Raw genomic sequence first — 24,881 nt, 5'->3', positions numbered from 1 at the left:
TATAAAAACTGTGCGAGTGGGCGTGCGTGATTGTCCGCAGGACAATCCGCAAAGCAAACAAGCAGGGAGTTTCGATTTGAGGCTGGTTTGAGCATTGTTTTTATATACTGTTGGCAAATGTTCTTTTTAAAAATCTGAAAATGCAGGAGGTGGTGGAGGAACGGATCTATCTCCGAGTCTTTCTATTTCTTTATCCCTATTGATTATTTCGTCACCTTCTTTAAAAATTAATTTATTGATTTTGATCTTGTTATTGGATTCTATAAGCTCGAAGTAGATTTGGAAGTGATACTTAATTTCATTATTCATTTCCTCAAAGTAAGTTCTTTCATACCAAAGTTTCTTACCAGGTGTGACATCAGAAGTAGGAAGAGAATTGTCACTATTGGGGAAGTCAGATTGAATTAGCTTAATATACTTATCCCATTCCTTTTCCTGAAAATCTCCCTCGTTGAGGAAATAGTTACCAATCTCTAATTCTTGATTTTTTTCAATTTTATTCAAAATCGAAATAGCTAGTTTTACCTTGTCAGAATCTCCACCTCCAACATCAATCCGGTTTTTTTGCGCAAGTAATGCCGAGGTAAAAAGCATAAAAATAAATGTCAATCTCATAAGTTTTGTTTTTTAATATTTGCCAACGTAGATCTAACTGTTGTAGTCGCATTTTCGCGGCTATTGCAGTTAGATGGTGTTGTCTGCTTTTTTGGTTATCTGCATTCTAAGATAAGTATAAAAGGAACTGTTGCTTGGATCGGAAACATTTAAAATCCTTCTTTTGAGATCCGTGCCCCGTTTACATTGTGTTTAGAAGTAGATCTAAACATCCGTGGAATAAGGGGTGGGCGTCAATCAATTATACGTCCAGGTAAAGGAAAAATTAAGGGAGTTTCCCCTATTGATTATACCTCAAATTTAAACTACCTTAACCTCAAGTATTGGTAACGTGATAACGTTTGGATAGTTAAAAAACTCTCCACGATCTCATCGCAACATACTTGGGGATACTTCCTATGGTCATATCCTTTGCTTTCCATTACCTGTACTCCTATTTAAAATCAGCCCAGGACTTTCAAAAGATGACCCTTCGCGACAAGAAATTGCATACAACGTCTCGTATAAAAACTGTGCGAGCTGGCGTGCGTGATTGTCCGCAGGACAATCAGGCGTTGCAAACGAGCTCAGACTTTGGATTTGAGACAGGTTAAAGCATTGTTTTTATATTTTGTTGGCAACTGGCTTTTTACCGTACCAAAAGTTTTTTAAATCCACTCAACATCAAAAACCCGATCAATAAGTATAGATAGATAAAAATCGCAAAAACCAGTGCGGTAATTGGGGTAGCGATCAGTAACACTAATAATCCCGCAAATCCATAATAATCCTCTCCATTGAAAGTAACAGGTTCAATTCCTGCAATGGTCAGCAAACCAAAAATGATCGCAAAGGGTAAAAATCCGAAAAGAAAGGTAATAAAAAGTCGGCTAAAGGTTGAAGACGGCTTTTCCGTGTATTTTTCAAAGAAATTTTTCATTCTTAATGGTTAGTTAATTAATGTTTGAGCTTGTTGCCAACGTCTCGTATAAAAACTGTGCGAGCTGGCGCGCGTGATTGTCCGCAGGACAATCCGCTGAGCAAGTGAGCACAATGTTTCGATTAAAGACCGATTTAAGCATTGTTTTTATATGTTGTTAGCGCACGTTTTCTATTAGTTCCCTTAATTGGCCATAAGCAGGGTCATCTAAAATATCGTATTCATTTGTCGTCGCAAGTAAAATTGCACTACGGCATTCCTCAATTCGGCGAAGCACAGGCAAAATTATACTATTGCCGTGATTTATAAATTTTTTCATATCGGTTGCTGAAGTTGGTATCTTATAACCGTCTCTACTGCTTGCAATCAAAACTCCTTTATCTCTCAAATATCCTATTACCTTAGAACTGAATTGCTCTTTACTTAGTTGTTTTTGTCTATTTACACTCAAGTGTTTTACGAATTCATTTGATGTGGTATATTTTCTTGGGTGGTTTGATTGATGATATAGAAGTAAAAGTTTTAGAAAATTAATTCTGTCACGATTATCTTGTGTATTTCCTGTGGCTTTATCAATAAAATCGAATACTCTGTTTAAACTTAAGGTTGCAATGGTTTCATCATATTCATTGAAGGTATCCTTTTCATTGAATTTTTCAATTTTGTAGGCTTTTGGAAATTGGTTTAAACTAATTAGTTTTTCATTTATCAAGTCCGCAAATTCGCTTGATTTATAGGATTTCTTTAGTTCATCGAAAATGTAACCTAAAGTGCCAGCCATAAAATCCGCTAATTGTACTCCCAGATCATTATGGCTTTTTTGAATATGAAAATCAGAACCGGCAAATAGGTTTCTAATATGATTTTTCTCAACGTATTTTTTGAAACTTCTCATAAAATCGTTTCCTCCGTGTTCGTCCACTTTTAATTCAAGTTGAGGAAAAGTCCGATAAAGTTCTTTGTATAAAATTCCATTAAGATATTTGTAGAAAGATTGTTTATATTTAAAACCTTCACCGTAAAGTTTTCTTTTGTCGATGACCACAGCATAAACAGAAAAATTCACCTTTTTAAGCTCCCTTAAGATTAAGATTCTTCGGTTATGATTGTTTTTAACTTTACTGGACTTTATTTCTCCAGTTTGAAAGAATTTTTTTCGAATTTCTTCAAGTTGAATTTGTATTTCGTCTAATTCATCTTGGTTCATTATAACACTGGCAATAATGAAATGGCTTCCCTGAGTGTTAAACTCAAAGGAATTATTTCCAAATTCATCTGCAAATGCAATTACTTTTTTCATTTTGTTTTCAAATGTGCGCTAACGTCCCGTATAAAAACAGTGCGAGCGGACGAGCGTGATTGTCCGAAGGACAATCCGCTGGGCTAGCGAGCACGGAGTTTTGAATTGAGACAGGCTTAAGCATTGTTTTTATACATTGTTGCCACACGTAATTTATGATATCCAAGTTCCAATAATTTCATCTATAATCCACTTACCGTCTTTGGTTTTTTTAATGAAAATGCGGTAACCAGAACCATTCAAAGGTGCCATAGAATAACTACCATCAAGAACTCCAAAAGTTCTTGTTTTATCAAATAATATTCTAGAAAATCCGACGTATGCAACCACATTATATTTATATTTATTTCTCCAGAATTCTCGTCCTTCAGGAAATTCAGTCCGATATTTGAATTTGACTTTTTTATGATTTGTTTTAAGTTTATTTAATTCTAGAGCGAAATTTTTTCTGTGGTCTAATGTGTCTGGTGCGATATTGTATTCTTTAAAATGTTCCGCAAATTGAGGTTTAGTATCTTTTTCAATAGAAGAAATTGAATCTTGGACTACTAAAAAATAAGAAGTTGTATCTTTCACAATAGAATCTCTTACCTTTTCCCAGGTTTTCATTGTCTGTTTATAATCATCAGACCTTAACCATTCTTCATATGCTTTGTTGTAAGGGTCCGATTTATTATTTATATCATAACCTTTTTCTTTTAAAACGTTTGGCGGCGGTGGCGGTGGTGGAATCAATCTCATATCGGAATGAATAGAATCGATTATTGAAGGGAATATTTCATAAAATACAGATTGTTCAAATTCAGTTACAGACAACTTTTTATCTTCTTTACAATTTTGAAAGATTGAAGTGATTATTAACGCTAGAACTATGATCGCAAGTTTTTCTCTCATATGTGTGGCAACGTCTCGTATAAAAACTGTGCGCGCGGGCGAGCGTGATTGTCCGCAGGACAATCCGCTAAGCTAGCGAGCAGGGAGCTTCGATTCAAGACTGATTTAAGCATTGTTTTTATATTTTGTTGCCAGTAGTTTTCTATTGTTGTGATTCAGGTTTCAAAGTTTTATTCAAAAACGATTGTTTCTACTTGATTTTGCTCGTCAACTGTAATTGTTTGAGTTAAAGAATTGTCGGAATTACTAACTGTAAGAGAAATTGTAGTGCCCCTTACAGCTCCAATACTAAAACTTTTTGAATTATCGCTATCAAAATTAATCGTATCATGATATTCTTCATAACATAAAGAGTCGACTTCAAGGTTATCTTCGAAGTACTTTTGACAAATACCGATTATGTATTGATAATCTACACTATAATCTAACCCAGAATTATTCATAATTTTAATCGAAACTGAAGAAGTTGGTGTGTTAATAAGCGGCGGAAATTCTATTGTTTCATCGATAGGATACTCGGTATAATCAAATATGTATTCTGTCAAATATTTGTTACCTTCTTCTTTAATACCGACCTTAAGACCTGTGTTGTAAATATTTCCTTGCCCCTCAAATACACCATTTTCATCGGTAATAAATTCAGCAATATGTTGATCAAAGTTGCTTCTCAGAACGATTGTCATATTTTTAAGAGGATTACCATTTAAATCAATTAAAACTCCTTTATATGAGTTCTGACCAATTACTGACGGGTCATCATCATCATTTAATCCATAATAACAGGATGTAAGATTTAAGCAAAGGAAAATAACCATAAAGTATTTTATAGATTTTCCGATAGTAGATATTTCGAGTTCTTTCATGTTATATTTTTTAGGACGATTTTCTTAAATTACTGGCAACGTCTCGTATAAAAACTGTGCGAGCGGGCGAGCGTGATTGTCCTCAGGACAATTCGCAATGCTAGCGAGCAAAAAGTTTTGAATTGAGACAGGTTTAAGCATTGTTTTTATATATTGTTGGCAACTGGCTTTTATTTTTAATAATTAGATAAGCTACAAATAAGTTTGGCACCCAACATAACCACGCAACAATACGGTATGCAAAAATAAAATCGTTTAATACTATTGTCAGAAGGGGAAGCCAAATCCTTAAAGTAACTGCCGCAAAACAGGCAGCATAACTATAAATCATTAAATTCTCGTGTAGCCGAATCTTACCATTTCTTATACTTTTATAAGCGAGAAAAGTTGAAATTAACCAAATCAGTGCAAGCGAACCAAAGCCAAAAACACTTGTGGCACCTCCTGTCGAAAAAAAGGCTATATACAATCCGCAAATTCCACTTATAAGAACAGAAATAATGTATGTTTCCCCTATTCTTCTATGTAGCGTCATATATTTATTTCTCAATTTTTTGCTGAATTGTAGCCATCCAATTAACAAAGCAAGCCCTCCAAGAAAAATATGAGCGTAAAACATAATGTTCCATACATTGTTACTTAAAAGTTCTACTGATTTTGTGCCTAGTAATCCAAACTTCCTGTCAATAAACAAATATATAACGGGATATAAGCCGATAATTATCGATAGCAGTCCAATTATAACCCAAGAAGCTTTTTTCATTTAATTTTAAATATCTAAAAAATATACATATTGATATTAGAGTTAGCTCAGCTTGTTGCCAACGTCTCGTATAAAAACTGTGCGAGCTGGCGTGCGTGATTGTCCGCAGGACAATCCGCTGAGCAAGCGAGCACGATGTTTCGATTTGAGACAGGTTTTAGCATTGTTTTTATATAATGTTGGCAACTGGTTTTATGAGTCAGGTGAAAATATCAAATATGATCCGTCCAATTACCAGAATCAGAAAGACACTTAAAAGACCGATTAAAATAATTCCGAAACTGCCGATAATTAATTGTGCGCCTGCATTGTAATATCTTCCGTCATATTCTTCTTTAAGGACCTTTTTAACCTTTTCCTTTTTCCGATACCTTACCCATAAATAAAGCCAACCAATAGGATAATAAAGTGCGCTAGATGCGATAAAATTCATACTACAATCAACTTAAGTTTACCATTGATTTTTCTACTTGTTGCCAACGTCTCGTATAAAAACTGTGCGAACTGGCGAGCTTGATTGTCCTGCGGACAATCAAGCGTTGGAAGCGAGCAAGGAGTTTTGATTTGAGACAGGTTTGAGCATTGTTTTTATATACTGTTGGCAAACGTTTATTAGTCAAATTTGAATAATACTATATCTTTATTTACTCCCTGACTAAAACTAATATTTATGCTTTGAGTCTCGAAGTATTCAATATCTGTAGCATGTATATACTTTTCATCTATAAAGAAAGAATAAATTCCATCGTATCTTCTTACAGTTAACTTGATATCTTCTTCATAATTGTAATCCCATTTCGACCAATATCGTTTTGAATATTCATTGTCAGAAATATGAATCGAATTGCGATTAGGGTTACTTTCATAATTAATTCCGTTCAAATTGACCTTAGTGTTCCTGAATGGATCTCTTTCTGAAGCTGATTGCCAGTTTTTGAATGTTACTTCCAAAACAAAATTCGAAATGGTATCTGTATCTATATCAAATTGAAAAGATCTATTATCATTATCTAATTCTTGAACTAAAAGCTCTTTATTTTCGTAGTTGAAGTTATACTTGTTATTTTTCCTATACCAAAGCGGAAGAGATGTGCTTTCGTCAAATAATTCATCAAAATAATACTCTCTCCATAAAAGAGAATAAGAGTTTTTTTGGCATTCGTAAGAATTTTCCATCATATAACTTAAACACCCTTCATTTTCTGTCTGCTTATTTGTATGTTTCCTTTTTAGGATTGAATGCCCTAGTTCGTGAAAAATTAGTTCTTCTTTTCGAGTTGGATGAATAGCAGACCAATTATCTCTGTCTATAAAAATTTCGTTATTAGAAAAATTAGCTACACCTCCTGCGGGTTTACCGTCTATATCAGCCAAATAAAATTCTATTTCATAGTCTGTATAATCATAACCACGTTTTTCAGCTTCTTTTTTAAACTGATTTAAATAAGGTTTAAAAATCGAATTGGAACTTTCTTTATTATTTATATCATAATCCTCTAAAGGATCTTTACTGCATCCTGTAAAAATTAATATTGTAAGAATGATAAATATTCTTTTCATTGAATTATTTTTTTAAATGTTTGCCAACGTCTCGTATAAAAACTGTGCGAGCGGGCGGGCGTGATTGTCCGCAGGACAATCCGCTGAGCAAGCGGGCAACGAGTTTCGATTCGAGACTGATTTAAGCATTGTTTTTATATGTTGTTGTGCATAGTTTTAATTATCTACGAGGTTAAATCCGCATTTTATTAATTGCTAATTCTATCAATTACAACAACTTTAAAAGATACTGGGAAATCTTCCTCTATCAATCTAATCTTAGTTTTATCCTGGTTATTTTCTGTTTGCGGTTCTATAAGTACAAGATCATTGATTAATCCGTTTATCTCAAAAACTCCTGTTGTCTTAAAAGATAAATCATAGAATGGAATAGATCTATTATCAGTTGCACCTATCCGATATTCTTGGAGGGAATCATTAAAAAAATCCCTGTGGAAATCATACGTATTATCTGGAAGAGTCCTAAAAACCACATATCTATTCTGTCGTGGATCAGAAAAGTTTTTGGTTATAGTGTCGAGTGGGCTTTTGTATTGAAATTCACCGTCATTGGGTTCATTCACATAGACGGTGTCAGGAAAATTTACAGAATATTCGAAGTTTTTGTCCGTTGACATACTGTGGAAAACAATAGCATCATTAGTTTTTTTTGATTCCTTGCAACTAATAAAGACAAGCATAATTAATAAAAAAGCAAAATGTTTCATAGGTCAATTATAGGTTTTTGTATCCAGTGAGATATTATGCACAACGTAGATCTAACTGTTGTAGTCGCATTTTCGCGGCTATTGCAGTTAGATGGTGTTGTCTGCTTTTTTGGTTATCTGCATTCTAAGATAAGTATAAAAGGAACTGTTGCTTGGAGCGGAAACATTTAAAATCCTTCTTTTGAGATCCGTGCCCCGTTTACATTGTGTTTAGAAGTAGATCTAAACATCCGTGGAATAAGGGGTGGGCGTCAATCAATTATACGTCCAGGTAAAGGAAAAATTAAGGGAGTTTCCCCTATTGATTATACCTCAAATTTAAACTACCTTAACCTCAAGTATTGGTAACGTGATAACGTTTGGATAGTTAAAAAACTCTCCACGATCTCATCGCAACATACTTGGGGATACTTCCTATGGTCATATCCTTTGCTTTCCATTACCTGTACTCCTATTTAAAATCAGCCCAGGACTTTCAAAAGATGACCCTTCGCGACAAGAAATTGCATACAACGTACATATAAATGCAGTATTACATTTATATCTATTATGCCTTTACTTCAGCTAATCTAGCGGATTTTTGATCTTTAAAAAGATATTTGTGGCCACGTGCTTGTAAATTTCGGTAGTCTTGGTGCTTCTATGTCCCATTATTTGTAAATATCTTAAATCGTTACCACTTTCCAGTAAATTGGTGTCAAACGGATGTTGAAGCATGTGTGACTTTATTCTCTTAATGAACAAGGCCCTTTAGCTGGTTCCATTACTAACTCTCAGCCGCATATTTTTATCCAAACGTTCCTTCAAAAAAAAGGTTGCCTATAGTCCCTACTTATCAGGCTGGTATTTAATAATTTAGACATTTAAAAATAAAAGGAATAAAAACAATAGTCGTATATTAAACGAATAATAGACGTTTTTTTCTTTCCACTTTATCTCCAATCAAAAACGACATGGCTTCGCCGCCGTCAATCACATTGATATCTTAAATTTTCCTTAAATAACCCAAAAATAATTTTTTTCAGGAATTCCTGATGAAATTAAACCGTACTATTTGTACGGTTTACATAATACCTTGATTTTTTACCTTATTAAAATTTTCAATATACATTCAGCAGTAAACCCTTAAAGCTTTAAAAGATTAGAATAAGTTGAAATATCCAATAACCCATTCAGCACTTTAGCCTTTCGTACCTCCAGGCTAAAGAGCTTCATTAACAAACACCGGAAACAAGTAAAAAACCGGCAACTCCCATTTCACTTTTTCCGTACAAATGGCGGAAACGCTTCATTTCCGGTTCTGGTTTTCCACTTAAGTCCTTAAAGGGTTAATCTCTTTTTTTGATTTGGCTAATTCTATAAAATGGAAAAACCTGATAGAGTCTGGATTCAACATTTTTCATAACCTACAGCATTATGATCTTTTGCTTTTAAAAGTATATTCTACTGGGTATATTTAAGAGGAAATAAAAATAATATCAAAGTATTTTATGATTTTCCAGAAATGGTACAAATACCGGAACTATTGTAACTATCCTAAAGGTATTTTACAATTGTCTCAAAAATTTCCAATGATAAGTATACTGTACAACGTGGATAAAATAATACCGAATTTAAAAATCCACCACGTTATTTAAAGCATCATCTGTCTGCTTATTTATAAAATTAGATTGATACATCATAGTGGTAGTGATCGAAGAATGCCGATAAAGTTGTTGTAATAATTGAATAGAGATTTTATCTCCGGAAATGTTTCCAAAGCTATGCCGAGCTATGTGCATGGTAAGCTTTTTTTCAATTTTTAATTTTTCAGAAATTCGGCCTAATTGTCTATTAAAATTACGCGTTATCGTTTTTACTCGAGTACGCACTTCTATTTCGTCATCTAGATTAGTACATCTTAATTCCGGGAAAACTAAATCACTGGTTTTACTTTTCTTCGGAAGGTATAAGTCTAAAATTTTCTGAGCTTTAGTAGGAATTTGCAAAGAAACCAGCTTATCATTTTTTCTCATTCGGTAATATAATCGGTTATCCTTTAAGTCAGTCCATTTCAATTGAATAATATCTGTTATTCGGACACCGGCAAAATAAAAACTCAGTAACCATACATTTAAAACATGTTGATTAGCCTCATTTAAATCTTGGGCGTTTTCCAACTTCTTCAATTCTTCGATTGTTAAGCCTATTTTTTTAGCGTCAGGAATTTTAATCTGATATTTACCCTTTCCAAATGGATAATCATTACGGTCGGCTTTGTTGGCGGCTAATGCTAAATTATAAATAGCACGAATACATATCATATAATTAACCACAGTGCGCTTAGCTCTTTTCCTTTTGAACTCAATATAAGCAGCAAAATTTTTAAGTAAGGGAACATCGATCTCGTGAAATTCAATTCCATTTCCTGCAAAACTCAGAAATAGATCAACCCTATTTTTTTCGGTGATATATTGATTAGATTTCTTTCTGGCTTTAATATTATTTAAATAGACATCAGCCATAGTTTTAAAATCACAAGAATTTTGCCTTTGAATAGATTCCTTGAGTTTTCCTACTGACAGCTTTCTCTTAGCAGATTCATTCTCAAGAAGTTTTTCACTGGCTTCTGTAAGCTTAGTAAGAATAAGATGATTTAATCGTGCAGAATTAGGATGGGAGGATCTAACGTTAAGTTTTTTACTATCCCAATATTTTTTTTCAATATACTGCCCTGTATACAAATAAATCGAACGTCTATTTCGAGTAATTCTAACGGCAATTGGAAATTGACCAAATTTATTTGCTTTTTTTCTTAAAACTACATTTACCGACGACATTAATAATTATTTTAGATAAAAATAATACTTAAAGATACAAATTTTAGGTACAACATAGGTACAACATTTTGGCTATTTTAACAATATTTTTTGATATCAAATGCTATTAAAATTTTCATATTTAATTGATTTTGAAGTAATTACGAGTGTTTTAATTTGCCATTTTGAATTTTCATAACCCGGAGGTCCCGAGTTCAAATCTCGGTCTCGCTACTAGAAATCCCTTCTTTTTCAGGAGGGATTTTTTTATGTTTTATCTAAAGAAAACCTATCTTTCCTTTTCTAAACATTAATTAATAATGAAACCCAAAATCATAATTTTTGATGTAAATGAAACCCTCCTAAACCTAATTCCGCTAAAGGAAGAAATCAATGCTGCGCTGGAAAACGAAATGGGTTTTGATGTTTGGTTTCCAAAGTTGTTGCACTATTCTCTGGTGGAAACCACTACCGGAGGTTATAGTAATTTTAGTGAAATTGCCGCGGCTACTTTTAAAATGATTTCAGATAAATTTGATAAAGAATTTTCTGATTATGAAATTCAAAATATTCTTTCTGAAATCACCAATCTCCCACCCTATCCCGATGTAAAGCCGGGTTTAGAACAATTGAAAAATGAAGGTTACAAGCTTATTGCCTTTAGCAATGGTAAACCCGATGTTTTAGAAGCACAGCTGAAATTTGCTGAGATTGATTCTTATTTTGTAGGAATCCACAGCGTAGAAGAAGTAAAAAAATATAAGCCACATCCTGAGAGCTACAGGTATATTCTTAAAAAATACCAGGTAACTCCTAAAAGAGCAATGATGGTGGCAGCGCACAGCTGGGATATTATTGGTGCAAAAAGGGCCAAACTTCAAACCTGTTTTGTTGAGAGACCCGAGAAAACTTTATATGAATTAGCCGAAAAACCTGATATTTCGGTAACCGGAATTACTGAAATTTTAGAGCAAATAGGTTAAAAATAAGAATAAACCATAGCCGCACTTTTTCCGAATAAAATATGGATGATGATAAGTTGGAAGTAGAATTGACTAAAATCTAATTCGGGAGAATTTCTGTTAAGCCTGAGCATTATTTTCCATCCTAATATCCTTATAATTTCAGCTATAAAACCAAGAACAGTTCCAGAAATTATTCCTGCTTAAAATTGGGGTCTATTTTCCATATTAAACTAAAAATCACAACGAAGAACCAACCGATTAAATAGTGTATAAACCAGCCCAAAAAATGGTATTTTGAAGTTTTAAGATTAATCTTTTCAGATCTTAAAATTAAATTATTTAACAACTCGGGCTCCCTGAATTGTTGGAAAACAAATAACTAAATCGTGTCATTACAGTAGTAGCAACCAATCCTGACATAAAAATTGTAAAAACCTCCATTCTTTTATCCTTGCTACCAACCCAATAAATATAATAAAATCCAACCGGCTTCAAACTTTTAATTAGTTACCTGAATTTCTTTTTACCAAAATTTTAAAATCAGGCTTAACGATTAGTTGACTTTAAATTAACCTTCCAGTAATTCATATCATTTAAATTAATCATGTCTGAAAAAACAAATATAAACAGGTAGTTCTATTTCAGAAAGGAGGTTTTAATCTACCATTAATAGCGTTATAAAAATTGCAAGTGAATGAAAGTATTGGGAAAAATATTAATGACCCTTGGGGTTTTACTGGGAAGTTTTGTGCTGGTTGGTTCCTTTGTCTTTGAACAGGAAAATACTCTTGATGCCCCTCCTAAATTATTTGCTTTAGTTTTAGGACTGGGAACAATAGCAGCAATTTTCGTGATATGGCGTAGAAAAAGCAATCCCACCGAAGAAGAAAACACAGATTTTTAGGGTTTCGATTTATAAGTTATCTCTCCTTTATAAGTTTCTTACTTAAAGTTCCATCCTATACAAAGTTAAATCTGTCTAAAAGCTCTATTAAAATTCGCCTTTCTTATAACTGATGCCTAATTTTAAGGTAAAGGTATTAATAATGAGAAAAGTTATATTAGGAAAATCAGGCTTAAAATCGGCGCCAATTATTTTTGGCGGTAATGTTTTTGGATGGACTTTAGATGAAAATGAATCTTTCAAGATGCTAGACAAGCTTTTTGAGCTTGGCTTTACTACCATAGACACAGCCGATGTTTATTCCCGATGGGCAGATGGAGTTCCACACGGAACTTCAGAAAGAATTATTGGTAAATGGATGAAAGAACGCAATTTACGTGATAAAATCACTTTAATCACCAAAGGCGGTTCTAGTTTACAGCCCGGCGGACCTAAAAATAATTCACGCGATTATCTTACCGGTGCGGTACAAGATTCGCTTTTGCGACTACAAACCGATTATATAGACCTTTATTTCACACATTTTGATGATGAGGAAACCCCTGTAACCGAAGCCCTGGAAGCTTATCAAAAACTTCTGGATCGCGGGAAAATAAAACATATTGGCGCTTCAAATTTTTCTGCAGAAAGATTACAAAAATCGTTAGATGTTGCCGCTGATAATAATTTACCGGCTTACGAAGTTTTTCAACCTGAATATAACTTGATGGTAAGGGATAAATTTGAAGGGGGAATCGAAGAAATTTGCACTAAGAATAATTTAGGAGTAATTCCCTATTTCTCGTTGGCCAGCGGATTCCTAACCGGTAAATACCGGAAAAAGGAAGATTTTGAAGGCAAAGAGCGAAAAATGTTCGCTGATAAATTCTTAAACGATCGTGGCGAAAAAGTTTTAAAAAGCCTTGATGAGATTTCAGAAAAACACAATATTTCTCAAGCCGGCGTTGCTCTTGCATGGCTAATGAACAGACCCGGAGTAAGCGCTCCAATTGCCAGCGCAACTAAATCTTCCCATCTTAAATCTTTTACCGAAGCAGTTAAAGTTTCGCTTTTTAGTGAAGATATGGATGTTTTAAATAAAGCCAGTGAAACTGAGTAAAAATACTGCCGAGAGATGATCTGCTGAGAGATAATTGCTTCAACTAAAAGCTTAGAAATTATAAAAAAACCTGAACGCCATTGCGAAGCCACTTTTTTTTGGCGGCTGAAGCAATCTCTTCCCATTTATCTAGTATATCTCGAAAAAGATTACCACGTCATAATGACGAATTTCAACCTAAAGCTTTTACCAACTCAGTAAAATCAACTTTTTGTTGCTCACCAGATTTCATATTTTTTAGCGTGAATTTTTCAGCTTGCATCTCTTCATCTCCCGCCAGGATAACAAATGGAATTTCGCGTTTATTTGCATAATTCATTTGCTTCTTCATCTTGGCTGCATCCGGAAATAATTCAGCCGTAACATTTTCGGTTCTTAATTTATTCACTGCTTTTAATGCATACAGTGCTTCCTCATCTCCAAAATTGATAAAAAGTGCCTTGGTATTTTGAGTTACGGCTTCTGGGAAAAGTCCTAGTTCTTCCAGTACCAGATAAATTCGGTCCAATCCAAAAGAAATTCCTACACCGCTCATATCTTTTAAACCGAAAATTCCGGTAAGGTCATCGTAACGGCCACCGCCGCCAATAGACCCAATTTTCACATTCTCAGGTGCTGAAACTTCAAAAATTGCCCCGGTGTAATAATTAAGTCCGCGCGCCAGGGTTACATCAAGGTCCAGCTTTGCGGTTTGCAAAGGCATTTCTTTGATAGCTTTTTCGACAAATTCCAGCTCTTTAATTCCTTCCATTCCAGTTTCAGAAGTGCTCAGGATTTCTTTAATCCCGGCGATCTTTTCAGGGAAATCTCCCTGTAAGCCAAAAATAGGCTGAATCTTTTCGATAGCGCTTTCAGAAATACCTTTTTGTAGCATTTCCTTTTTCACGCCCTCTTCCCCTATTTTATCCAGTTTATCCAGGGCAACAGTAAAATCTATAAGTTTATCTTTTTCGCCAATCACTTCGGCAAAACCAGAAAGCACCTTTCTATTATTGATTTTTATAGTGACACCCTCTAATTTTAAAGCCGAAAAAACCGCATCGTATAGTTGCACAAACTCTACTTCCTGCCACAGGCTTTTGCTCCCAACAACATCGGCATCACACTGAAAAAACTCTCTGAAGCGTCCTTTTTGTGGCCTGTCGGCTCGCCAAACCGGCTGAATTTGGTGCCGTTTAAACGGAAAATCTATCTCGTTTTGGTGCTGTACCACATAACGCGCGAAAGGCACTGTCAGGTCATAACGAAGAGCTTTTTCGCTAATGGAAGAAGTTATTTTTAAACTGTCTTTAGCTTCATAAGCATCCGAATTTGCTTTTTTTAGAAAGTCCCCGGAATTCAAAATTTTAAAAATTAAACGATCCCCTTCTTCTCCATATTTTCCCATCAAGGTATCAGAATTCTCAAAACTCGGTGTCTCGATAGGCTGAAAGCCGAATTTTTTAAATTCAGTTTTGATCACATCAAAAATATAATTTCTTTTAGCGACTTCTGCTGGATTAAAATCTCGAGTTCCTTTTGGGATAGAAGGTTTTTGTGCCATAAAATCTTTGGGTATACTTTCCGTTTTTGGTTTAAAGTTAGCGCCGAAAACCGGCTGAAACAATGCTGCAAATATCTTAAATTTTACCCGAACCCAAACAAATTTCATATTTTAAGTAACATTATAGGACTTATGAAGTCTAATTAAATAGCACTGAAAAAACATTTTATGTTCGGGTTATTAAAAGAAAATATAAGCATCGCTTTTAATTCCATTAAAAGTCAGCTACTTAGAACCATACTTACCGTATTAATCATCGCTATTGGAATCACTGCGCTGGTTGGAATTTTGAGTGCGGTAACCGCGCTGGAAAACACCATTAGTAGCGATTTTGCCTCTATGGGGGCTAATACTTTTAATATTCAGCGATATGATTTCAATTCGCAGCGGCAAGGCGGCGGGGAAGTTGAAAAAATTAACCCGATCATCACTTACCGGGAAGTAAAGAAATTTGAAGAAAATTATCAATATCCGCAAGCGCAAACTGCGGTTTCTTTTACCGGGACTGCAGGCGCTGAAGTAAAATACATCAACGAAAAAACCGATCCTGAAGTACGTGTGCTTGGCGTGAACGAAAATTTTATGGAAAATTCTGGTTTAGATGTTGAAGAAGGACGCGAATTCAACATTTTTGATATTCAGAATAACAATAACGTTGTAATTCTTGGAGCCGATTTTGCTAAGCCTGAAGGACTTTTTAAAGGCGAAAATCCCATTGATAAAATTGTTAGTATTAGAGGAGGGAAATTCAGGGTTATTGGAGTTCTGGAATCCAAAGGTTCAACATTTGGAAACAACCAGGATCTACGTGTTCTGATGCCCATACAGGTGGCGCGGTCTATGTTTACCCAACCACAAATAAATTATGCGGTTAGCGTTAAGGTTGATGATAAAGAATTACTGGAAGGTGCACAAGATGAAGCGATCCTGACTTTTAGGAACATTAGGAAACTTAATCCTATAGAGGAAAATAATTTTGGACTGGAACGCAGCGACGATCTTATTAACCGAATATTCTCCATTACCAGTTATCTTAATTTTGCAGCCTGGATTATTTCTATAATTACCATTTTTGGTTCCTCTATCGCTTTAATGAATATTATGCTGGTAAGTGTAACCGAAAGAACCCGTGAAATTGGGGTGAGAAAAGCCCTGGGCGCAAAGCGGAAAACAATTGCCACCCAGTTCTTTATGGAAACTCTTATTATTGGTCAGATAGGTGGCATCGTAGGTATTATCTTTGGAATATTAATCGGAATGGCCGTTTCTGCAGCAGCCGATTTTGACTTTACCACGCCCTGGGTTGCAATGATCTGGGCAACTGCTATTACCATTTTAGTAGCTATTCTCGCCGGAAGTTATCCCGCAGCCAAAGCAGCCAGACAAGATCCTATCGAATCGCTTAGGTATGAATAATTTTTCTATTTAATGAATAGGTGGCTGTTAAACTTAAACTCCAAATTTCGTGAAATAAAGTTTCAGTCGTAATTATTTACTTTCAACCATATTGTCGAAATAGCGGTAAAGATCTCCTTTAGTGATATTTGCACCTTGTTTTATAAGCGCAAAAATATCCTTATTCCTATCGTCACTTAAAACTTTAGAGGACGTGTAAATATTCACAGATTCATCCAGCAAATTAGTTTGTAACCAGCTGTAACCTTTTCTTGTGGTTAGATCTACTCCTTCATGCTCAATTTTAATAGCAATAAGATGAATGGTAACTTCGGTAATATGAAATAAATAAATTTGATTGGCTGAAAAATGCTCCAGGAATTCCACTTTATTTAAAACACCTTCCCAAATTAGGTCGCTAAAAACATCAAGCTCTTGCTCTGCGGCTTTTGGCTTATTCTTTTTAATACCATCCCACTCTTCAGCAGTTATTGATTGTGCAGCCAGGAAATTGATGAATTCCTGCTTCATTTCTTCAAACTGTTCTTTTGTTAATCTGGAATATTTCATTTTTGGTAAAAATTAAAATAAGATCGAATTGCAAATGTGCCAAAATCGTCATCCTGATTTTATTTCAGGATCTAAATTGTAAAAAAGCCCAAACACGTCAGAAACTGAAACCAATTCAGCTTGACAAAAATAATGATTCTGAAACACTTCTTGTAAATCAGGGGCTCACTAAAATAAGAAAAGCCCACTACTGGAGCGGGCTTTTAACTTTGTAATAAAATAAATTAAGCTTCAGCTACAACATCAAAGTTGTAAGTAGTCACTACTTCACGGTGAAAACGCAAAGTTGCTTCGTACTGTCCCAATCTTTTGATGTTTCCACCTGCGATGCTTATATATTTCTTATCGATTTCAATGCCTTCTTTTGCAAAAGCGTCAGCTAAATCGCCGTTAGTGATAGATCCAAATAATTTGTCTCCGGCACCAGCTTTAGCAGTTAACTTAATCTCTACGTTATTAAGTTTTTCAGCTTGCTTCTTAGCTTCATCGATATGTTTCTGTTCTTTGTAAGCTCTTTGTTTCAGGGTCTCAGCCAATACTTTTTTAGCTGAAGGAGTTGCAAGATGTGCATATCCCTGAGGAATAAGATAATTTCTACCGTAACCGTTCTTCACGTTTACCAGGTCATCTTTAAAGCCTAAATTATCTACGTCTTGTTTAAGTATCAATTCCATAATTGCCTCTTTTTATTTTAGTAAATCACCAACATATGGCATTAACGCAAGGTGACGTGCTCTTTTTACAGCAACAGCCACTTTTCTTTGGTATTTTAAAGAAGTACCAGTTAGACGACGAGGTAACAATTTACCCTGCTCGTTCACGAAACTCATTAACCAATCTGGATCTTTATAATCGATATACTTAATTCCAGACCTTTTAAAACGACAATACTTCTTCGTTTTACTGGTCTCTATATTAAGAGGAGTAAGATACCTGATCTCTCCGTCTTTTTTTCCTTTTGCTTGTTGTTCAATAGATGTAGCCATACTTACGCTTTTTCTTGTTGTCTTCTATTTCTTCTTTTCTCAGCCCAGGCGATAGCGTGTTTGTCTAACCTCACAGTTAAATAACGCATCATACGCTCGTCTCTTCTAAAAGCAAGTTCCAACGGCTCTATAGCCTCTCCTGGAGCTTTGAATTCAAACAGGTGGTAAAACCCGCTTTTTTTGTGTTGAACTGGGTAGGCTAATTTTCTAAGCCCCCAATCTTCTTTCGATACCATCTCGGCCCCTTTAGAAACAAGAAATTCTTCGTATTTCTGAACTGTCTCCTTTATCTGCTCATCAGATAAAACGGGATTCAAGATGAAAACAGTTTCATAAGTGTTCATAAAAATTTACTTTAAATTTATTTGGCTGCAAAAGTAGCTTATTTATTTCTATTTTCAAAGCTTAAAAGTAAACTAAGGTTATGCTTATTAAACAGTAATTGAAATGAAAATTTAAAATACTCCAATGCTAAGGCTAAAGCACTTTACTTTATTTATAAAGATTTATTTATAAAGAGAGGATAAAATTTAAATTTGGCCTATGAATATAAACTTTATCTTGTGATTTAGGTATTTTATGTTTAATATTGTTATTACTTAACCTAACTATTGTGGAAGAAATTTTACTCAAATGTATTGTTGTTGATGATTCCAGCTTACAACGATTATCTATCGTAAAGTTGATTAAAGACCATTCTAATCTTAAATTAGTTGCCGAATACAATAACGCTATTGAAACAAAAAACGGCCTTCTCGATAATGAAATCGATTTAATATTTCTCGATATTGAAATGCCGGTTTTAACAGGTTTTGAACTTTTGGACGATCTTCCCAATAAACCACAGATTATCTTTGTAACCGGAAAAACGCAATATGCTTTTAAAGCTTTTGATTATGATGCTGTAGATTATATTCATAAACCGGTAACTAAAGAACGCTTTAATAACGCCGTAAATAAAGCGATAAATCTTTATAAATTAAAACATCAAATCGCCACTCCACCGGAGGATGAAGACTATATTTTCGTGAAAAGCAATCTTAAAAATCGAAAGGTTTTTCTGAATAAGCTTAAATACATCCAGGCTTTGGGAGATTATGTAAAATTTGTGACCGAAAAAGAAAACTTTGTGGTTCTCGCTACGATGAAATCTTTTGAAGAGCAACTACCTAACGATAAATTTCTAAGAACCCATAAGTCTTATATTGTAAACCTCGATAAAATTGAGCGCTACAATTCCAAGAATATTGAGATCGACAAACAGAAACTGCCCCTTAGTCGCCACAAGAAAACTAACCTGGTTGAGGCTTTAAGTGCTATTCAGTAATTAATTTTTTGCGACAGGAATTTATTCTAAATTACTCATTAAAGGAATTTGCTTAAATCTTGTCTTCCTATTATTGCCATAATTTCTACTTCTTCTGCACGCACTCGATAATAAATACTATCGGAACCACGAACACAGTGTCTGTAACCTTCTCTTATAAAATCGACCGCTTCATTTGACTTAAAATCTAAATAGGGTCTACATTAATTACTACTTTTACACTTCTAAAAGCGCCAATAGCATTAAAACTTCCCATAATTCGTTGCAGCACTTCTTTTGTTTTCCCTAAAGATTGTTGTTGTGGAATTTTTAGCAGTATATTTTTATAATATTCATTCCTGATACGGGCGACCGGTGGAAACTCCGGTCCCAGCACATTTTCTTTGAAAACATTTTTCATTCCTACCGCCAACCAGTCAGCAGCTTCATTGGTTTTGGAGTAATCCCGGCATTTCAATGTTATCCTTATCAAACGGTAAAAAGGCGGATATTTATAATTATAGCGCTCTTCTAACTGGTCTTTATACATTCCGAAATAATCCCCCATGGAAACCTGCTGAATAATCTGGTGATGAGGATTATAACTTTGGATTAATACTTTCCCACGTTTTTTGGTTCTTCCTGCCCTACCCGCTACCTGAAGCATTAAATGGAAACTACGCTCGTGCGCTCTAAAATCGGGAAAATTCAGCAAATTATCGGCATTCATAATTCCTACCAGGTTCACTTTCCTAAAATCAAGTCCTTTGGTAAGCATCTGGGTTCCGATTAAAATATCTATTTCCTGTTGTTCAAAAGCATTGATCAGTTTTTCGTAAGCATATTTTCCGCGGGTCGTATCCTGGTCCATCCTCGCAGTTTTATACTCAGGGAAAATAGCTTTCAATTCGGTTTCAATTTGTTCGGTTCCAAAGCCTTTAGTAGTAATTTCAGTACTGTCGCAAGCCATACATTTTTTTTGCATCGCAATATGATAACCGCAATAATGACAGCGCAACTGGTTGTTATGGCTATGATAAGTTAAACTCACATCACAGTTGGGGCACTGTGGTGAATGGCCGCAGGTATTGCATTCCAACACAGGAGAAAAGCCTCTTCGATTTTGAAATAAAATCACCTGCTCTCCACCATTCAATGTATCTTTAATCTCAGCGAGCATCCTGTCAGAAAAATGCCCTTTCATTTCCTTCTTTTTATATTTGGTTTTTATATCAACAATTTCAATTTCCGGTTGTAAAACATCACCATATCTTCGGTTTAATTCCACCAAAGCATATTTATGATGCTGCGCATTAAAATAAGATTCCAGGGAAGGAGTAGCCGATCCTAAAATTGTTTTCGCTTTAAATAAATTCGCCAAAACAACTGCGGCGTCTCTTGCGTGGTAACGCGGCGCGGGATCAAATTGTTTAAAGGAAGTTTCGTGTTCTTCATCTACCACCACTAAGCCTAAATTTGCAAAAGGAAGAAAAATTGAAGATCGCGCCCCAATTACAATTCTCGCTTTTTCTGAATCTTCTAAAATATGGCGGTATACTTCTACCCTTTCATTTACCGAATATTTACTGTGATACACCAGAACTTTATCCCCAAAATAAACTCGCAGCCTCTCTATTAATTGTGTGGTTAATGCGATTTCAGGCAAAACATAAAGTGCCTGTTCATCACGTTCAATAACTTTTTCAATAAGTTTAATATAGATTTCGGTTTTTCCTGAAGAAGTAATTCCGTGGAATAAACAAACATCCTGTTCTTTTAGCCCGTTCTCTATTTCTGAGAAAGCTTGTTGCTGAATTTCACTTAATTGAATTCCTGTTTCCGAAGCATCTCCGCTAAAAGTTACCCTGTCGGTTTTCTCATAATATTCCTCGAGAATTTTCTTTTTAACCAGGCTTTTTATAATGGCTGCTGAAACCCCAGATTTTTCGCTGAGCTCCTTTACCTTTAATGGTTTCTTATGTTGGGCTTTTATGCTGAAAAAACTTAATAAAGCTTCTTTCTGCTTTGGTGCTTTTTCCAGTTCATCTAAAAGCTGGTGCATTTCGGCTTCATTATCGTAAACAGGATTGAGTTTTACAAAGCGTATTTTTTTCGGTTTATACTGCTCATAAATCTCCTGATTGAGCACTACCAAACCTTTTTCCACCAAAGCGTTAATAACAGGTAAAACAGCTTTTTTATCCAGGATTTTCATCACTTCCTGAATCTTTAGCGAAAACTGGCGCTGCAAAGCTTCAATTACTAAATATTCTTCGTCTTTAAGCTCGTTTTCATCAATTTCAACATCTTTAACTAGCTGAACTATACTTTCGCTTTCTAATAAAAACGCTCCCGGTAATGCGGCCTTTAGTACATCTCCTTCGGCACACATATAATAGGAAGCGATCCACGCCCAAAACTTTAGTTGATGTTTGGTCACCAAAGGACTTTTATCAAGGATCTGATTTATTGGTTTCGCTTCGTAAACCTGTGGCGGGTTCTGATGAATTTTAGCTGTTATAGCGGTATATACTTTAGACTTTCCAAATGGAACTGCAACCCGCATACCTTCTTCCAAAAAACCGGCTTCATCCTTAGTTATTGCATAAGTAAAACGCTTCTGTAAAGGAAGTGGTAAAATAACATCTATAAAATATGCCATATTAATGAGGTAAGCTGCTTATCCCAGCGTATTAAGTTGATAAAAATTTAATATATCGGCTTTTTCGCCAGAGCACTTTTTGACTTACTTAATAAGTAAGTTTGTTCAAAAATAAAAACCATCCTTAAAAAAGAATGGTTTTAGTATTTTAAATTTTAGAAAGTTTTATTCGGCTCGTTCCCAAACTTTCGTTTTATAGAAAAAAGCGATATAACCTCTCACATTTAGCTTGTCGGGATTGTTATCATCAACCCAAATTTTTCCATCATATTCTTTTCCGGATTTTGGATCAATTAAAGTCCCATCAACATATTCATCGCCTTCTTTTACAAAATCACGAATCACATTCAGGCCCTCTATAGGTCTGTCTTTAAGTTCACCCTGGCATTCGGTACATTTACGATCGCGGTGTTCCTCTTTGGTTATTCTCAGCACTTTACCGTGAACAGCTCCATTTTTCTCGTAGATCTCTACTATAGAATTTACACGACCCGCATCGTTAACTACGTTCCATTTACCAAATACCCCTTGCGCCTGGATTCCTGAGGAAATCAGGATAAATCCAAAAAGTAATAGGTTAAGTAAGTTGAATTTGGTTTTCATTATCTCTATATTTTATTGTTTACCCAGCATACCTTCTTTAAGGTCGTCATCTGCGGGTTCATTAGAAAGCCATATTCCGAATAGAGCTTTTTTAAACTCCATTCCCTGGATTGAGCCACTTTCTTTTTCGTTTTTGTAAATTACGGAACCTCTACTTGGCAGGTATACGATATCGAAAACATCTTCTTTATTTATTTCATCCTTAAAAAAACTTATAAATTTTTTGATTTCTGCTGAAATTGGTGCGGTGTTTCCATTGGTTGAATTTTCAAAACCTTCAGTTACTGCATCAATCATCCTATCGCTGGTAATCATTTTTGAAACTATATGCAATCTTATTGCCATAGCTTCATCTTTATTCATGATTTCTGATGCATTTTCAGATTTATTTTTAAGATAAAGTCCGCCTGCATACATATCCATCCAAAACTTTTCTCTAACTCCGGCTCCATTAAGCGTCATTTCTTCAGAACCATATTCTAAGGTTTGAGGTAATGTAGCGCCACCTATTTCGGTTTGGGCTGAAGTTAGGTTTAAGCCAAAAATGGCCACTAAAAGGACTAATAGTTTTTTCATTTTTAATTTGGTTTTAGGTTGTTAAGTTATTTAATTTTTTTCTTCATTTTTATTAAAGATGCATTTAATTCAAATCCTAAGAGCAATATATTAGAATTCAACCAGATATACACCATTAAAATTAGCAATGCTCCAATAGAACCATATAATTCATTATAAGCTGAAAAATTTTCAATATATAAGCCAAAGAAATAGGTAGTTATAATGATCAATAATGTAGTAAAAAGGGCTCCTATGGAAAAGAACTTTGCCTGTCTCGCCTCTTTTGTTCCAAAGTAATAAAGTGTAGCTACAGCAATATACACTAATAGCACAAATCCGGCATATTTTATAAAAGCGGAACCTCCTTCTGTGGCCAATCCCAAATTTTGTAAATCGTCTATTGCATAAGTTAAATAGACAACCAGTATTATAGTAAGGAGCAACAACAATGCCATAATAAGGGAAATACCCACAGCTACAAGGTATTGCCTTACGATAGATCTGTTGGCATTAGTGTGATATGAAAACTCAAAACCGGTAAAAATTGCATTTATTCCATTTGTCATTAAAAAAATGGATACGATAAAGGCAATTGAAAGTAGACCACCACGAGGTGTATTGGCAATATCAAGTAAAATATCATTAAAGTATTCCTGGGTATCGGGCGGCAATAAGGATTCCATAAATAGCAGGAACTGCAGCTGGAAATCATCTATAAATTGAACATAGGGAATAAGGTTAAGCATAAACAACAAAAACGGAAACAGTGCCATAAAAAAACTAAATGCAATAGCGCTTGCTCTTGTAGAAAAAGTTCCTTTTATAATTCCACCAGAATAGATTTCCCAAAGATCGTAAAGCGATAAACCATCAAAACCGGGCAAAATTATTCCTTTGGTTTTTCTCTCCCACCAATTTGAAAATTGCTCTAGTTTAGATAGAAAGGCTTTCTTTGGAGCCATACATTATATTGCTTTTAAGCTAAGATCTAAATTGTAAACCGAATGGGTTAAAGCACCGCTGGAAATATAATCTACCCCACAATCTGCATATTTACGTGTGGTATCCAGCGTAATTCCACCACTGGATTCTGTTTGGCATTTACCATTAATAAGCTTTACAGCCTGGCGCGTATCTTCATAATTAAAATTATCTATTAAAATACGGTACACACCTTCACTTTCAAGGATTTCTTCAATTTCCTTTAAATTTCTTGCCTCAACAATAATTTTAAGATCAAGTTGATTGCTTTTAAGGTAATCTTTAGTTTTGTTAATTGCCTTAGTAATTCCACCCGCAAAATCTATATGATTGTCCTTTAACATGATCATATCATACAAAGCAAACCTATGATTTTCCCCTCCTCCAATTTTTACTGCCCATTTTTCTAAAGCCCGTATTCCTGGAGTAGTTTTTCGGGTATCTAAAATTTTGGTATTTGTACCTTCTAATTTTTGTGCAAAAGTGTTGGTTTTTGTTGCAATTGCACTCATTCTTTGCATCGCATTCAATACCAGTCTTTCAGCCTTTAGTATTGATTGGGAGCTTCCTTCAACAAAAAATGCAATGTCTCCACGGTCAATAGTTTTCCCGTCTTTAATTAAAACTTCAACGTTTAATTCTGGATCAACTTTTTCAAAAACTTTTAAAGCAAAATCCACGCCGGCTAAAATTCCTTTATCCTTCACCAGAAGCTTGGCTTTTCCTTTAGCATTAGCAGGAATACAGGCTAAGGAGCTATGATCACCATCTCCTACATCTTCCCTAAGCGCATTTTCTATTATTAGATCTATTTCTTTTTTAAATTGTTCTTTTGAGATCATTTGCAATACTTATTTTTGTAAATGTAGCAAAGTCTGCGTTAAATATAC

26 protein-coding genes are annotated in these 24,881 nt (G+C 34.8%); 5 read left to right on the top strand and 21 right to left on the bottom strand.

Going from position 1 to position 24,881, the window contains the following annotated elements; all coding sequences use genetic code 11:
- Positions 1–126 precede the first annotated feature (126 nt).
- From LB465_RS14055 to LB465_RS14005, 11 genes are all read right to left on the bottom strand, one after another.
- Positions 127–615, bottom strand: a complete 489-nt coding sequence (locus LB465_RS14055) for a hypothetical protein (protein WP_224470501.1) — start codon at positions 613–615, stop codon at positions 127–129.
- Between the two features lie 628 nt (positions 616–1,243).
- Entirely contained in the window at positions 1,244–1,534 is a 291-nt protein-coding gene (locus tag LB465_RS14050) for a hypothetical protein (protein ID WP_224470500.1), read from the bottom strand.
- 157 nt (positions 1,535–1,691) lie between these two features.
- Positions 1,692–2,834, bottom strand: a complete 1,143-nt coding sequence (locus tag LB465_RS14045) for a DUF3800 domain-containing protein (protein WP_224470499.1) — start codon at positions 2,832–2,834, stop codon at positions 1,692–1,694.
- 153 nt (positions 2,835–2,987) lie between these two features.
- A complete protein-coding gene (locus LB465_RS14040) occupies positions 2,988–3,728 on the bottom strand; it encodes a hypothetical protein (protein WP_224470498.1) in 741 nt (246 codons plus the stop codon).
- Positions 3,729–3,898: 170 nt separating this feature from the next.
- Positions 3,899–4,591, bottom strand: a complete 693-nt coding sequence (locus LB465_RS14035) for a hypothetical protein (protein WP_224470497.1) — start codon at positions 4,589–4,591, stop codon at positions 3,899–3,901.
- A gap of 133 nt (positions 4,592–4,724) precedes the next feature.
- Positions 4,725–5,354, bottom strand: a complete 630-nt coding sequence (locus tag LB465_RS14030; protein WP_224470496.1) for a DUF2306 domain-containing protein — start codon at positions 5,352–5,354, stop codon at positions 4,725–4,727.
- A 199-nt stretch (positions 5,355–5,553) separates the two neighbouring features.
- Positions 5,554–5,787 carry a hypothetical protein gene (locus tag LB465_RS14025; RefSeq protein WP_224470495.1) on the bottom strand — a complete coding sequence of 78 codons (234 nt, stop codon included), beginning with the start codon at positions 5,785–5,787 and terminating at the stop codon, positions 5,554–5,556.
- A gap of 179 nt (positions 5,788–5,966) precedes the next feature.
- On the bottom strand, positions 5,967–6,914 hold the full coding sequence (locus LB465_RS14020) for a hypothetical protein (protein WP_224470494.1): 948 nt from the start codon (positions 6,912–6,914) through the stop codon (positions 5,967–5,969).
- A 188-nt stretch (positions 6,915–7,102) separates the two neighbouring features.
- The gene (locus LB465_RS14015) at positions 7,103–7,621 is read right to left on the bottom strand and encodes a hypothetical protein (RefSeq protein WP_224470493.1); all 519 of its coding nucleotides are present in this window, start codon (positions 7,619–7,621) and stop codon (positions 7,103–7,105) included.
- A gap of 564 nt (positions 7,622–8,185) precedes the next feature.
- On the bottom strand, positions 8,186–8,365 hold the full coding sequence (locus LB465_RS14010) for a tyrosine-type recombinase/integrase (RefSeq protein ID WP_317198442.1): 180 nt from the start codon (positions 8,363–8,365) through the stop codon (positions 8,186–8,188).
- 869 nt (positions 8,366–9,234) lie between these two features.
- Positions 9,235–10,440, bottom strand: coding sequence for a tyrosine-type recombinase/integrase (locus tag LB465_RS14005; protein ID WP_224470492.1), 1,206 nt, complete (start codon positions 10,438–10,440; stop codon positions 9,235–9,237).
- 299 nt (positions 10,441–10,739) lie between these two features.
- Between LB465_RS14005 and LB465_RS14000 the strand changes: the two genes are divergently transcribed.
- From LB465_RS14000 to LB465_RS13990, 3 genes are all read left to right on the top strand, one after another.
- Entirely contained in the window at positions 10,740–11,402 is a 663-nt protein-coding gene (locus tag LB465_RS14000) for a haloacid dehalogenase type II (protein WP_224470491.1), read from the top strand.
- Between the two features lie 676 nt (positions 11,403–12,078).
- Positions 12,079–12,288 carry a hypothetical protein gene (locus LB465_RS13995; RefSeq protein WP_224470490.1) on the top strand — a complete coding sequence of 70 codons (210 nt, stop codon included), beginning with the start codon at positions 12,079–12,081 and terminating at the stop codon, positions 12,286–12,288.
- Between the two features lie 142 nt (positions 12,289–12,430).
- Positions 12,431–13,387, top strand: a complete 957-nt coding sequence (locus LB465_RS13990) for an aldo/keto reductase (protein WP_224470488.1) — start codon at positions 12,431–12,433, stop codon at positions 13,385–13,387.
- Between the two features lie 172 nt (positions 13,388–13,559).
- On the opposite strand, the gene hisS is transcribed toward LB465_RS13990, so the two are convergent.
- Positions 13,560–14,930 carry a histidine--tRNA ligase gene (gene hisS, locus LB465_RS13985; protein WP_224470517.1) on the bottom strand — a complete coding sequence of 457 codons (1,371 nt, stop codon included), beginning with the start codon at positions 14,928–14,930 and terminating at the stop codon, positions 13,560–13,562.
- Between the two features lie 168 nt (positions 14,931–15,098).
- Between hisS and LB465_RS13980 the strand changes: the two genes are divergently transcribed.
- The gene (locus LB465_RS13980) at positions 15,099–16,346 is read left to right on the top strand and encodes an ABC transporter permease (protein ID WP_224470487.1); all 1,248 of its coding nucleotides are present in this window, start codon (positions 15,099–15,101) and stop codon (positions 16,344–16,346) included.
- A 72-nt stretch (positions 16,347–16,418) separates the two neighbouring features.
- Here the strand turns inward: LB465_RS13980 and LB465_RS13975 are convergent, their stop codons facing one another.
- The 4 genes from LB465_RS13975 to rpsF all read right to left on the bottom strand — a co-directional run bounded on the left by LB465_RS13975 (position 16,419) and on the right by rpsF (position 18,225).
- Positions 16,419–16,895: a DUF6495 family protein gene (locus LB465_RS13975; RefSeq protein WP_224470486.1), complete on the bottom strand. Its 477-nt coding sequence runs from the start codon at positions 16,893–16,895 to the stop codon at positions 16,419–16,421.
- Positions 16,896–17,119: 224 nt separating this feature from the next.
- Positions 17,120–17,569: a 50S ribosomal protein L9 gene (gene rplI, locus LB465_RS13970; protein ID WP_224470485.1), complete on the bottom strand. Its 450-nt coding sequence runs from the start codon at positions 17,567–17,569 to the stop codon at positions 17,120–17,122.
- A gap of 12 nt (positions 17,570–17,581) precedes the next feature.
- Positions 17,582–17,881 (bottom strand): 30S ribosomal protein S18, encoded by a 300-nt coding sequence (gene rpsR, locus LB465_RS13965; protein WP_075327082.1) that lies wholly within the window; start codon positions 17,879–17,881, stop codon positions 17,582–17,584.
- A 2-nt stretch (positions 17,882–17,883) separates the two neighbouring features.
- Positions 17,884–18,225: a 30S ribosomal protein S6 gene (gene rpsF / locus LB465_RS13960; protein ID WP_224470483.1), complete on the bottom strand. Its 342-nt coding sequence runs from the start codon at positions 18,223–18,225 to the stop codon at positions 17,884–17,886.
- A 269-nt stretch (positions 18,226–18,494) separates the two neighbouring features.
- Between rpsF and LB465_RS13955 the strand changes: the two genes are divergently transcribed.
- Positions 18,495–19,208, top strand: coding sequence for a LytR/AlgR family response regulator transcription factor (locus LB465_RS13955; protein WP_224470482.1), 714 nt, complete (start codon positions 18,495–18,497; stop codon positions 19,206–19,208).
- A gap of 187 nt (positions 19,209–19,395) precedes the next feature.
- On the opposite strand, the gene priA is transcribed toward LB465_RS13955, so the two are convergent.
- The 5 genes from priA to nadC all read right to left on the bottom strand — a co-directional run bounded on the left by priA (position 19,396) and on the right by nadC (position 24,833).
- Positions 19,396–21,849, bottom strand: coding sequence for a replication restart helicase PriA (priA, locus tag LB465_RS13950; RefSeq protein ID WP_224470481.1), 2,454 nt, complete (start codon positions 21,847–21,849; stop codon positions 19,396–19,398).
- Positions 21,850–22,014: 165 nt separating this feature from the next.
- Positions 22,015–22,452, bottom strand: a complete 438-nt coding sequence (locus LB465_RS13945; protein WP_224470480.1) for a DUF2147 domain-containing protein — start codon at positions 22,450–22,452, stop codon at positions 22,015–22,017.
- A gap of 12 nt (positions 22,453–22,464) precedes the next feature.
- Positions 22,465–23,028 (bottom strand): chalcone isomerase family protein, encoded by a 564-nt coding sequence (locus LB465_RS13940; RefSeq protein WP_224470479.1) that lies wholly within the window; start codon positions 23,026–23,028, stop codon positions 22,465–22,467.
- Positions 23,029–23,054: 26 nt separating this feature from the next.
- Positions 23,055–23,972, bottom strand: a complete 918-nt coding sequence (locus LB465_RS13935) for a YihY/virulence factor BrkB family protein (protein WP_224470477.1) — start codon at positions 23,970–23,972, stop codon at positions 23,055–23,057.
- 3 nt (positions 23,973–23,975) lie between these two features.
- Positions 23,976–24,833, bottom strand: coding sequence for a carboxylating nicotinate-nucleotide diphosphorylase (gene nadC, locus LB465_RS13930; RefSeq protein ID WP_224470476.1), 858 nt, complete (start codon positions 24,831–24,833; stop codon positions 23,976–23,978).
- Positions 24,834–24,881 lie beyond the last annotated feature (48 nt).

This window comes from Salegentibacter lacus, from assembly GCF_020164555.1.
In the GTDB taxonomy this organism is placed as follows: Bacteria; Bacteroidota; Bacteroidia; order Flavobacteriales; family Flavobacteriaceae; genus Salegentibacter; species Salegentibacter lacus.
This window is presented reverse-complemented; position numbering and strand designations above follow the sequence as displayed.